11 protein-coding genes and 1 pseudogene are annotated in these 12,228 nt (G+C 60.9%); all 12 read right to left on the bottom strand.

From position 1 onward, the window contains the following. Complete coding sequence (gene carA / locus AAAX31_RS06005; protein WP_117817447.1) at nt 1-1,440, bottom strand: glutamine-hydrolyzing carbamoyl-phosphate synthase small subunit; 1,440 nt, start codon at nt 1,438-1,440, stop codon at nt 1-3. Between the two features lie 206 nt (nt 1,441-1,646). Further along, a complete protein-coding gene (locus AAAX31_RS06010) occupies nt 1,647-2,612 on the bottom strand; it encodes a hypothetical protein (protein WP_117817445.1) in 966 nt (321 codons plus the stop codon). A 19-nt stretch (nt 2,613-2,631) separates the two neighbouring features. Continuing rightward, nucleotides 2,632-4,404: an ABC transporter ATP-binding protein gene (locus AAAX31_RS06015; RefSeq protein ID WP_349076539.1), complete on the bottom strand. Its 1,773-nt coding sequence runs from the start codon at nt 4,402-4,404 to the stop codon at nt 2,632-2,634. An 82-nt stretch (nt 4,405-4,486) separates the two neighbouring features. Next, nucleotides 4,487-5,182 (bottom strand): NUDIX hydrolase, encoded by a 696-nt coding sequence (locus AAAX31_RS06020; protein WP_195568396.1) that lies wholly within the window; start codon nt 5,180-5,182, stop codon nt 4,487-4,489. A gap of 20 nt (nt 5,183-5,202) precedes the next feature. Beyond that, on the bottom strand, nt 5,203-6,507 hold the full coding sequence (gene purD / locus AAAX31_RS06025; RefSeq protein WP_117817441.1) for a phosphoribosylamine--glycine ligase: 1,305 nt from the start codon (nt 6,505-6,507) through the stop codon (nt 5,203-5,205). Nucleotides 6,508-6,625: 118 nt separating this feature from the next. Beyond that, entirely contained in the window at nt 6,626-7,912 is a 1,287-nt protein-coding gene (locus AAAX31_RS06030; protein ID WP_349076541.1) for an adenylosuccinate synthase, read from the bottom strand. Nucleotides 7,913-8,005: 93 nt separating this feature from the next. Beyond that, the gene (gene dnaB, locus AAAX31_RS06035) at nt 8,006-9,397 is read right to left on the bottom strand and encodes a replicative DNA helicase (RefSeq protein ID WP_022094074.1); all 1,392 of its coding nucleotides are present in this window, start codon (nt 9,395-9,397) and stop codon (nt 8,006-8,008) included. Nucleotides 9,398-9,622: 225 nt separating this feature from the next. After that, nucleotides 9,623-10,162 carry a 50S ribosomal protein L9 gene (rplI, locus tag AAAX31_RS06040; RefSeq protein WP_022094073.1) on the bottom strand — a complete coding sequence of 180 codons (540 nt, stop codon included), beginning with the start codon at nt 10,160-10,162 and terminating at the stop codon, nt 9,623-9,625. Nucleotides 10,163-10,177: 15 nt separating this feature from the next. After that, the gene (rpsR, locus tag AAAX31_RS06045; protein WP_006235829.1) at nt 10,178-10,444 is read right to left on the bottom strand and encodes a 30S ribosomal protein S18; all 267 of its coding nucleotides are present in this window, start codon (nt 10,442-10,444) and stop codon (nt 10,178-10,180) included. A gap of 72 nt (nt 10,445-10,516) precedes the next feature. Beyond that, on the bottom strand, nt 10,517-10,969 hold the full coding sequence (ssb, locus tag AAAX31_RS06050) for a single-stranded DNA-binding protein (protein ID WP_006235830.1): 453 nt from the start codon (nt 10,967-10,969) through the stop codon (nt 10,517-10,519). A 48-nt stretch (nt 10,970-11,017) separates the two neighbouring features. Continuing rightward, nucleotides 11,018-11,311, bottom strand: coding sequence for a 30S ribosomal protein S6 (rpsF, locus tag AAAX31_RS06055; RefSeq protein WP_006235831.1), 294 nt, complete (start codon nt 11,309-11,311; stop codon nt 11,018-11,020). A 652-nt stretch (nt 11,312-11,963) separates the two neighbouring features. Beyond that, nucleotides 11,964-12,228, bottom strand: a pseudogene (locus tag AAAX31_RS06060) (IS30 family transposase); the annotation flags it as partial.

Below are 12,228 nucleotides of genomic sequence, written 5' to 3' on the forward strand. Positions count from 1 at the left end.
TTAGTTCTCCTCGGTCTCAGCGGTCTCGGACTCAGCAAAGTTCCAGCCGGCAAGGCGGTCCTTCGCGGGATCGATGTCCAGGTAGTTCTCCTCGCCGTCCATGAGTCGCGTAAAGGCAGTAAAGAGATAGTGGGCATCGGTGGGGCCAGGCGAAGCCTCGGGGTGGTACTGGACCGAGAAGCACGGGGCGTCGAGCAGCTGGATGCCCTCGGCGGTGCCGTCGTTGAGGTTCACATGCGTCAGGCGAATGCGACCAAAGCGCTCGTTCATCACGACCGGCGCGATTCCGCGGCGCACCCAGGCGCGCAGATCTCCATCGGCCGCATGCTCGGTCTCGCCGCCCGAAAGCTCGGGGACAAGCTTGCCCAGACTGGGGAACAGCAGGCCAAAGCCGTGGTTTTGCGCGGTGATCTCCACGCGGCGGCTCACCAGGTTCATGACCGGCTGGTTGCCACCGCGGTGACCGAACTTAAGCTTTTCCATCTGGGCGCCGCAGGCCAGGCTGATCATCTGGTGACCAAGACAAATACCAAAGACCGGCACCTTGCCGATCAGCTGCTGCACCTGCTCGTAGGTCTCCACCACGGCGTCGGGGTCGCCGGGGCCATTGGACAAAAAGACACCGTCGGGATTCATGTCGAGCACCTGCTGGGCGGGCGTATCCCACGGCACGACGGTAAGGTCGCAGCCGGCGCGGACCAGCCCCTCCAGAATACCGCGCTTCACACCGCAGTCGTAGGCGACCACCTTGTGACGGGCAGGAGCGGCAGCCGCAAGTGCAAAGTCATGCGTGGCAGGCAGGTCGACGGCGGCAAAGGCGTGGGGCTCAGGGCAGCTCACGGTCTTGACCAGGTTCTCGCCTACCAGCGTGGGCGCTGCGGCCAGACGCTCGGCAAGCTCGTCGACGTCGAAGATCTCGGTCGAGATAATGCCCATCTTGGAACCATTATCGCGCAGATGGCGCACCAGGGCGCGGGTGTCGACACCCTCGATAGCGACGATGCCGTGAGCGCGCAGGTACTCCGGCACGCTGACGGCCGAGCGCCAGTTAGAAGGCGTGGCGCACATGTCGCGAACGATCATGCCGCGCATAGCCGGAGCGCTCGCAGGGCGCACGGCGTCGCCGGGGAAGGCCGACTGGACGTCGGTCTCGTCGATACCGTAATTGCCGATCTGCGGATAGGTCATGGTTACGATTTGGCCGGCATAACTCGGGTCGGTCATGACCTCAAAGTAGCCCTCGAGCGAGGTGTTGAAGCAGACTTCGCCGGTCGCGGTGCCCTCGGCGCCGCATGCACGTCCATAAAAAATGGTCCCATCCTCAAGATACAGGATGCAGGGACCACAGGTGCCCTTGCTGGTTTTGGCCAGCATACGCTGGCAAAGCTCGCTGGGCGCGAAGGTGCGGGCGGCAGCGCCCGCGGTATGGTTGTTCGCCATAGTTCTCCTTCCCGGTCTCACAGGACCGGCTTAAAGGTGTGTAGTTAGGCCTCGCGGTATTGTAACCGTAAGCATGCCTCATGGCGTTAATTTCATCGAAATGTTTACGAAATGATAATTATGACTTTCTATGCATAATGATTTTTCTAGGACGAGGATTAAAAATCATCCCGCGGGGCTTGTGGCTCACGCGGGATGATGACGTCTTACTTTTTCTTATCCTGCTCCAGCAGTTTGGACGGTGTGCGATCGGGCTTGCCGCCGCGGAAAATCTCGCGGCCATGCAGACGATGCTCCAGGTCACGTTCGGCCTTTTCCTCGTCAATCTTGGTCTGGCTCACCACCGGGTCCTCAATCAACGACGACACCGAGTTCACCTGCTTCTGAATGCGCTCGGCGATGGTGTCATCCATACTCACGATGCGCATCTTCCAGTCGATACTCGTGGCGTTGGATGAGCTCTTGGTCCACACGAACGTCAAAATGGCGCTCTGGTGGCCGCGCGCGGGGAACATGCCAAAGAAGGAATCGTGCTGAATGTTGCTATTCTCGTCGATATAGGCGTGAACGTTATACACCACGCGGTCGATCTTATCGTTGAGCAACGCGTTGGTCGCAAGCGCCGCGGCCTGAATCTGCCCGTTGGACAGCAGCTCGAGCTCGTTGGCAGACGATGTGTCCAACACCGTCACCTCGACCGTGCCCGTGCGTTCATCGGCTTCATCGACGGTAAAATCGAGCGGGAACTGCGTAAAGCCATTGCCCCACTCAAGGCCGCCCTTCAGCGCGGTCGAAACGGTATCGACCGAAACGCTCTCGGACAGGTTGGCGGTGTTCAGGCGACGCATCACGCCGTAGCCAATCTGCATGCCCACGATCAGCACCAAAATACCGATGACCACGGCCATCGCGGTCTTCGTAATGGTATGGCTCACCTGCGAGCCCGAAGGATCGTCCTCGGACAGCGGGTCGATATGTTTTGCCTGGCTCGCGCGGTCCTCGCTGCGCAGCTGCGCTAGCGCCGCTTTGTCACCGCGCTTGACGGCGGCCTCTTTCTCGCGCATGCGCTCGGTACGCTTTTTGGCGAGCGTAGGATCCAAGACGCCGGATGCATCGATTTCGGAGAATAACTCCGTCACTTCTTCCGGAGTCAAAGGGTTCTTGTCAGCCATAAACTTCCTGTCATATCAATCAGTCGAGCTCGTGCGCACGCGCACCTTCGAACTGCATTCGATAGTAACGGGCATAGGTGCCGCCACGGGCGAGAAGCTCCTCGTGCGTGCCACGCTCCACAACGCGACCATGCTCAACGGTCGCAATCTCATCGGCATGCTTAATGGTCGAAAGACGATGGGCGATGATAATCGTGGTGCGGCCGCGTGCCAGCTCTTCGAGCGACTCCTGCACCGCCTCCTCGCTCTCGTTATCCAAAGCACTCGTCGCCTCGTCCAAAATCAGGATCTTGGGGTTCTTGAGAAACACACGCGCGATGGCAACGCGCTGCTTCTGTCCGCCCGAAAGACGGCTGCCGCGCTCGCCCACGACCGTGTCATAGCCCTGTGGAAGCGACTCGATAAAGGCATCGATGTTGGCGCGACGGGCGGCCTCGGCGATCTCTCCTGCCGTAGCGCCCGGCTTGCCGTAGGCGATGTTCTCGCCGATTGTTCCGTCAAACAGGTAGACATCCTGCTGCACCAGGCCGATAGCGCGGCGCAGGCTCTGCTGCGTCACATCGCGCACGTCCTGACCGTCGATGCTAATGGACCCAGCGGCAACGTCGTAAAAGCGCGGCAGCAGCGAACAGGTCGTGGACTTGCCACCGCCCGAAGGGCCAACCAAAGCGATGGTCTGCCCGGGCTTGATGGACAGATCCATATGGTCGATAACGGGACGCTCGTCGGCATCGCCCTCGCCCAGCTCAACATCCTCGTAGTTAAAGCACACGTCGTGATAATCCACGGCGCCGGCGGTCACCTGCAGATCCATGGCGCCGGGCTTGTCCTGGATATCCGGCGCGGTCGAGAGTACCTCGTCCATGCGCTTAAAGCCGGCGATGGCCTTCTGATACGTTTCGGCCGAATTGACGAGTGTCTCGAGCGGCGTGCAGAACAGCGAAATATAGAGTGCAAAGGTCGCCATATCGACCGCCTGCAGCTGTCCCTGGGCGACCAGCCAGCCGCCCAGCAGTACCACGATCACATAGAGCACACCCGAGAGCAGGCCATACGTCGCAGTATAGACGCCCATGGCGTGATACATGTTCTCCTTGGACGAAAGATAGCGATTGTTGGAGGCGCGGAACTTGAAGCGCTCGGTCTCCTCATTGGCAAAGCTCTTGACCACGCGCATGCCCGCCAGCGAATCCTGCAGCTGCGCATTGATGCCGCTGATCTTTTTGCGGTTGTCGCTAAAGACCTCGCGCATGCGCATGTTCTGCCAAAACATGATGACCGAAAACGCTGCTGTCACCGCAGCCATGGCAAGCGCCAGCACCGGGGCGATGGTAAAGAGGATCACAAACGAGCCGATAATCTCGATGCCGCAGATGATGATCCACTCGGGCACGTGGTGCGCCGCCTCGCAGATATCGAACAGGTCGTTGACCACGCGGCTCATCATGTCACCCGAGCTGTTGCGGTCGAAGTACGCAAAGCTAAAGCGCTCATACTGGTCGAACAGGTCCTCGCGCATTTTGGACTCCATGCGCGCGCCCATCACGTGGCCCCAATAGCTCACAAAGTAGCGGCAGGCGCAGCGGACGGCATACATCAGCACCAAGCCCACCGCGATCATGCCGAGCGCCTGCATAATGGCAGCCTGACCCTGAGTAAATAGCCCACCGGTCAAATTACGCAGAATAATAGGAAAAGCAAGGTCAATGGCGGCAAGCACCAGAGCACAAACAGTATCAGCAACAAAAAGCCCCATCTGGGGCTCGTAATACGAAAGAAACCTCTTCAGCATGTGATCCTCAAAGAAATATCAGCAACGTAAGGCCCTGGGACAAAGCAATCAGTAGTACTTGTCCCAGGGCTATCCCCACTCGTTAAAGCTCCGTGCCCCCAAGGCGGTGTGCGATGCTGTCGCAGGCCAAGGCGCCCACGACGGTCTTGGCGTCTTCGATCTTGCCGTCGAGTACGGCGTCGATCAGCTCATGCAGCGGCACCAGGTCCACGTTGACAAACTCGTCATCATCGGGGTTGGGCGCATCAAACTCGAGCTTGGTAGCCAAGTAGATGTGGATAATCTCATCGCAAAAACCACAGGACGTGACAATCGACGTCAAAAAGCGAATGCGACCAGCCCTAAAGCCCGTCTCCTCATGCAGCTCGCGCTTGGCGCAATCGAGCGGGTCCTCGCCTGGATCGAGCTTGCCGGCGGGAATCTCGACCGTCACGCGGTCGATGGCGGTGCGGTACTGACGCACCAGTACGATCTTGCCGCTCTCGGTCAGTGCCACAACAGCCGCCGCACCCGGATGGCGAACGATATCGCGGGCGCTGCGGCGACCGTTGGGCAGCTCAACCTCAAGACGGTGGACGTCGAGGATCTTGCCCTTCCAGGCGCACTCCTCCGAAAGAATCTTCTCGTGCAGCTCGGCATCGTGCGGGTCGTCATCGCCCAGCACCAGCGCCGGCTCGTCAGCGACCTCGCCACCAGGCTCGCCCTCGGCGTGCCCATACACGCGGCTGTCCTCTTCGACGATCTGCGCGTCCACGAGCTCTTCGTTCTTCTCGTCCATCCGTCTCATTCCTCTCGGATTTAGGCATCCCAGGCGTCGCGGCCGCGCAGCGCGCGCAGGCCGATGTCGTGACGCAGGGTCTTGCCCTCAAAATCAATCTTCTCGCAGGCCTCGTAGGCAAGGTTGCGGGCGTTCTCAAACGTATCGCCCAGCGCGGTCACGGCAAGCACGCGGCCACCATTGGTCACGAGCTGGCCGTCCACCACGGCAGTGCCCGCGTGGTACACGGTCACGTTCTCCATGGCCTCGGCATCGGCGATACCGGTAATGACCTTGCCTTTCTCGTAGCTGCCGGGATAACCCGCACTCGTCAGGACAACGGCCACGGCCCACTCGTCGCGCCAGTCGAGTTCAATCTGATCGAGCTCGCAGTTGGCGCAGGCGAGCATGACCTCGACCAGGTCGTTCTTAAGGCGCGGCAGAACGACCTGCGTCTCGGGGTCGCCAAAGCGGGCATTGAACTCCAGCACCTTGGGGCCGGCAGGCGTGAGCATAAAGCCGCCGTACAGGCAGCCGCGGTAGTCGATACCCTCGGCAGCGAGCTCGGCCACGGTCTGCTCCATGACCTTCACCATGGTGGCGTGCTCCTCGTCAGTCACGATGGGCACCGGGCTGTAGACGCCCATGCCGCCGGTGTTGGGACCAAGGTCGCCCTCAAGCGCGCGCTTGTGGTCCTGCGAGGTGGCCATGGGGCGCACGGTCTTGCCGTCGGTAAAGGCCAGCAGCGAGCACTCGGGACCAACGAGCATCTCCTCGATAACCACGGTGTTGCCGGCATCGCCAAAGGTGCCGCCAAAGCACTCGCGCACGGCCTCCTCGGCCTGCTCAAGTTCGGTCGCCACGATAACGCCCTTGCCTGCGGCAAGGCCGTCGGCCTTGACGACCAGCGGGGCGCCTTGCTCGCGTACGTAGGCGAGAGCCGAAGCCTCGTCGGTAAACGAGCCGTAGGCTGCCGTCGGAATGCCCGCACGCTCCATGAGCTGCTTGGAGAACAGCTTGGAGCCCTCCATCTGGGCGCCCTCGGCACCCGGGCCAAAGCAGGGAATACCCGCCGCGCGCACGGCGTCGGCCACGCCCGCCACGAGCGGAGCCTCGGGGCCAATTACCACGAGTCCGCATCCGTGGCTCTGCGCAAACGCCGCCACGGCCGCAGGATCGCAGTCGTCGAGAACAACGTTCTCGCCGCAGCTCGCGGTGCCGCCGTTGCCCGGCGCGATGTAGAGCTTGCCGGCGCGCGGTGATGCTGCGAGCTTGGCTGCCAAAGCATGCTCACGGCCGCCGCTGCCCAACAACAGGATGTCGATGGTTTGAGTGTCCGCCTTCAAGGGTGCCTCCTCTATGGATGAATGGCCCGCTCCGCGCGAGCCCCTTGCAAGCAAATATACCCCTCGGCCGCCCACCCGGGCTGCAAAGGGGTATATCGCAATAACCAAATAGTCCCGATTACTTCCAGAATCGGTTGATAATCTGCTCGCGACCAGCGCCAACGCCAATGAACGTCACGCGGGTGTGTGCCAGATCCTCGATAAACGCCACGTAGTCCTGAGCCTCCTGCGGCAGCTCGTCAAAGCTGCGACAACCGGTGATGTCGCACTTCCAGCCAGGGAGCTCCTCGTAGATGGGCTTGGCATGCTCAAAGCGCACCTGATGCTCGGGCACGCTGGTGTAGCGCTCGCCATCGACGTCGTAGGCCACGCACACCTTGATGGTGTCGAAGGCCGAAAGCACGTCGAGCTTGGTCACGGCGATGTCGGTGAGGCCGTTGACGCACGAGGCATAGTTGGCGATAGGGCCGTCAAACCAGCCGCAACGACGACGGCGACCGGTGGTCACGCCGTACTCATAGCCCTCCTCGGTCAGCGTGTGGCCAGCCTCGGACTCATAGGAAAGCTCGGTGGGCATGGGGCCCGAACCGACGCGGGTGATATAGGCCTTCATGACGCCCAGCACGCGATCGACGTTCTTCATGCCGACGCCGGAGCCGGTAATGGCGCCGCCGGCGGTGCAGTTGGAAGACGTCACGTACGGATAGGTGCCGTGGTCGATGTCGAGCAGCGTCGCCTGGGCGCCCTCAAACAGCAGGTCCTTGCCCTCGTCGATCATGTTGTTGAGCAGCAGGCTCGTCTCGGTGATGTAGGGGCGCAGGCGCTCGGCCATCGGCAGGTACTCGTCGCAAATCTGGTCCACGGTGTAGGTGGGCAGGTTGTAGATGAGCTCGAGCTCGGGGTTCACGCGGGCGAGAGCGGTCTCCAGCTTGTCGCGGAACAGCGTCTCGTCCAGCATGTCCTGCATGCGCAGGCCAATGCGGGCCATCTTGTCCTGATAGCACGGACCGATGCCGCGCTTGGTGGTACCGATGTTCTTCTTGCCGAGCTTCTGCTCAAAGGCGCCATCCAGATCGATGTGGTACGGCATGATGACATGCGCGTTGCCACTGATCTTGAGGTTCTTGGTGGTGATGCCGTCGGCCTCGAACATGTCAATCTCCTCAAGGACAACCTTGGGGTTGACGACGCAGCCGTTACCGATCACCGACACGTGGCCGGAATACATGATGCCGGAAGGCACCTGGTGCAGGCCGTACTTCTTGCCGTTGACGACGATGGTGTGACCGGCGTTGTTGCCGCCCGAGTAGCGCACGACAGCATCGAAGTCGCCGGCGACCAGGTCGCAAATCTTACCCTTGCCCTCATCGCCCCACTGGGCACCGACCAAAACGGTTGACGGCATGTTTACTCCTTACATTCATGGCCTGTCTACGCGCCACGCCGGCACGCAGAAGCACAAAACATTCCCAGTATACCCGTGCAACGGGCGCCTGTCCTACTCCTCGGCATGTGCCCCATCAAGCTCATAGAACTTGGTGGATGCCGGCAGGAACATCAGGTCGACGTCGCCGATCGGGCCCGAACGGTTCTTGGCCACGACGATACGCGTAACGCCCTCGTCGGGTCGATCGTCGCGCGAGGCCTCGGCCTCGTCCGCGGAGCGGTCCAAGAACATAACGATATCGGCGTCCTGCTCGATGGAGCCCGATTCACGAAGGTCGGAAAGCTGCGGGCGCTTGCCGGTACGGGATTCGACCTGACGCGAGAGCTGCGACAGCGCGATGAGTGGGATCTTGAGCTCCTTGGCCATGATCTTCAGACCACGCGACATCTCCGAAACCTCGACGGTACGGCTCTCGGAGCGGCGTCCCGGCGGAGGACTCACCAGCTGCAGGTAGTCCAGGATGATGATGGCCTTCTCCTTGTTATGGAGCATGCGACGGCTCTTGGCGCGAATCTCGGTCACTGTGGTGCCGGGCGTATCGTCAATCAGAATATCCAGCTTGGATAAGGTCTGCGTGGCCTCGTTGATATTGGCCCACTGCTCGGGGCTAATGCGGCCCATGCGGAAATCACTGATCGAGATCATGGCATAGGCGCAAATCAGACGCTGGGCAATTTCCTTGCCCGACATCTCCAGCGAGAAGAAGCCGACGGTATAACCAGCAGCGGCAGCGTTAAGTGCCAGGTTCAGAGCGAACGACGTCTTACCTACAGCAGGACGGGCGCCGATGATGATGAGCTGGCCCTCGCGGAAGCCCATGAGCATGCGGTCGAGCGACGGGAAGCCCGTGGGCACGCCCGCAGCCTGGCCACCGGCCTGGCACACTTCCTCGGCCTCGTTATAGGCCTCGACCATAAACTCGGTCAGCGTCTTGTAGCTCGACTTGACCTCGCGCGCCGTAACCTTGAGCAGCTTGCTCTCGGCCAGCTCGACAACCTCTTTGGTGTCGGTGGGGGCGTTATATGCCAGCGCGTTGATCTCGTTGGTGGCGCCGATCAGCTCACGCAGCATCGAATCGCGGCGAACGATGGCGGCATGGTGCTGCCAGTTGACGAGCGACAGGGTCTGACCCATCAACTCCAAAATATACGCTTCGCCGCCCACGGCATCGAGCTTGTTGATGCTTCGCAGATAATCGATCAGCGAGATGGAGTCGATGGGAATGCGGCTGTTGTACATATCGACCATCGCGGTATAGATGGTCTTATGAATGGGCCGGTAGAAGTCATCGGGCTGCAGCTCGACCTGGGCCTCTTCGACCACCTCGGGCGATAGCAGCATAGCGGCCAGTACATTGGCCTCTGCATCTTGGTTTTGGGGAAGACCCAACTTTGAGCCGCGGTCCTCAACCGTCAGCCCGGTCTCCCTATCGTCATATGCCATGAGCATCCTCATTCATATCGCTTGCGAGCATCCATAGTATCAGCCACGGTCCCAAAACGCGCCGCGCGCCGCCAATCATCACCGAACCAAACGGATGAACGGTCCTGTATATAGGACTTCGACGCAACGTTCACCATGACACTCACTCAGCGCAAAAAAACAAAAGGGCGCCCTGGTTTCCCAGAGCGCCCTTCTTAGAACAAGATTGTTGCGTTGCAGCAAATGCTACTCGGCAGCAGCCTCAGTCTCGACCTCGGCGGTCTCGGCCTCGGCGACCTCAGCGGCCTCCTCGACCTCAGCCTCGGCAGCGAGCTCCTCGGCGGTAACGCCGACGAGAACGACAACCTCGGCCTTGATCTCGCGGTACAGCGAGATGGCAACGGTGTGGGCACCGGCAACCTTGATGGGCTTACCGAGCTCGACGCGCTTGCGGTCGATGTCCATACCGAGCTGAGCCTTGATGGCGTCAGCGATCATAGCGGCGGTAACGGAGCCAAAGAGGATGCCCTCGTCGCCGACCTTGACGTCAACGGTGACCGTCTTGCCCTCGAAGGCAGCCTTGGTCTCGTTGGCGGTAGCCAGACGGACGGCCTCGCGCTTGGCGATGTTGTTGCGACGCTCGTCAAGCTGCTTGAGGTTGCCCTTGGTGGCGGCAACAGCGAGCTTCTTGGGGAACAGGAAGTTCTCAGCGTAACCCTGAGCGACCTCTACGACGTCACCCTCGCCGCCCTTGCCCTTGATCTCATCGAGAAGAATAACCTTCATGATGCGTCTCCCTTCTTAGCCGCGGTCGCGGTTGCCACGAGAGGAAACCACGGGGACGGTGTACGGCAGGAGAGCCATCTCGCGGGCGCGCTTGATGGCGTTGGCGATGTCATGCTGATGCTGCGTGCAAGCGCCAGTGACGCGACGGGGCTTGATCTTGCCACGGTCGGTCATGTACTTACGGAGAAGCTGAGTGTCCTTATAGTCGATGAACTCAGTGTTCTCCTTGCAGAACTGGCAGTACTTACGACGCGGCTGACGTGCAGAAAAATCATTAGCCATGTCAAAATACCTTTCATTTGGCAACTTCGGCGAACCGAAGCCGCCTCTCACTCAAAAATAGGTGAACAACCCTTAGAACGGGATGTCCTCATCGTAGACGTCGACCGCGGGCGGCGTAGCCACCGGTGCGGCAGGACGTGCTGCGGGCGCGGGAGCTGCGGGGGCGTAACCGCCCTGATCGTAGCCACCCTGGCCACCACGGGAGCTCATAAACTCGATCTCATCGACGATGACCTCAAGCTTGCTCCGGCGCTGGCCGTCGCGCTCCCAAGAGCTGTAGCGCAGCTTGCCCTCGATCGCGACCTTGTTTCCCTTTGCCAGGAAACGGCTCACGGCCTCGGCGCGGGTGCCGAACATGGTGCAGTCGACAAAGTTGGGATAGTCCTCCCACTCGCCAGTCTGCGCGTTGCGGCGACGATCGTTCACGGCGACGCCAAAGGACAGAACCTGGGTTCCGCCGGCGGTGGCGCGCAGCTCGGGATCGCGGGTGAGGTTACCGGTGATGTTCACTCGATTGATGCTCATAACTCACTACTTCCTCTTGGGGCACAAGCCCAGTCCAAAACGACAGTCTTACTCCTGGTCGTCACGACGGACGATCATGTGGCGGACCACAGCGTCGGTGATGCGCAGGACGCGATCAAGCTCGGCGATCTGGGTAGGATCTGCGTGGAAGTTGATGAGGGTGTAGTCACCATCGGTGAGGTCGTTGATCTCGTAGGCGAGCTTGCGCTTGCCCCACTCGTCAACGGAGTCGACCTTGCCAGCGCCCTCAGCGATCGTGGTATCGATACGCTTCATAACAGCGAGACGAGTCTCGGGGTCGAGCGACGGGTCAACAAAGAACAGCAGTTCATAAGCCTTCATATTGTCACCTCCTCTGGGCAAATGTGGCTTCAGGTCGTGAAGGTGCGCCTGAAGCAGGAAAAGACTTGGTAATAATATCTTTCAACCTCCTAGGCTGCAAGAATATGCAGCTACAACCTCATGACCTCCACATATGTCCATGCTCACACGGCACTTCATGCGCATTCCAACCAAATGCTGACCAAATGCTTGACGGATCTGTGTTCAAGATACGGTGCCGTGGGGACAAGCTGAGCCAAGCCGCAGGTCAGCGGGCACAAGGCTGTGGTCGCAAAATGCATACCAGTGGCCCACAGCACCACCCAAAGATTTTTAAATTCATTGCCAAGTCGCTTATGAATACCCTTTTTTGAACAATTGAGTTGATCAACCACGCTGGTCGGAAGCCGTTTTTTGGGACCTCAAGCCCCACTGCAGCGCCAAGCACGGTTGATTTTCAATCTCAACGCAACAGTCTGAACGGACCCCGCGTTTCCGCAGCTAGCGCAACGCGGAAATAGCCCCCGGTGCCTGGCCGTCGCCCCGTTTCCGCAGGTGGATAGGCCGTGGAGGCCGGTGCCCCCATGCCGCCGCCGCATGCTCCGCCAGCCCGCCGCGCAGCCGTTCCGGACTCAGCGCAACGGGCCCTCCGGCCCATGTCCCGGCCCGACGCCTACCCCGCCAGCGGCCCCTCGCCCCTCGCGGCCCTGGCCCTGTCGATGCAGCCGGGCGTGAGGTCGAGCTCGCCGGGCGCCAGCTCCTCTATCCCGAACGCGTCCATGAGGGCGGAGGCGTCCTCCCCGAGGGCCGCCCGCAGCACGCGCGCCGGCGTCAGGAACCCGAGCGCCCCCCTCGGCTCGGAGTTCACCTGCGACATGAGCAGCGCGCAGTCCGCCGCCGTCAGCCGGTCGAACCTGGCCCCGGCGCCCTTGGGCAGC

It is taken from the genome of Collinsella sp. CLA-ER-H5 (assembly GCF_040092375.1).
Classification (GTDB): domain Bacteria; phylum Actinomycetota; class Coriobacteriia; order Coriobacteriales; family Coriobacteriaceae; genus Collinsella.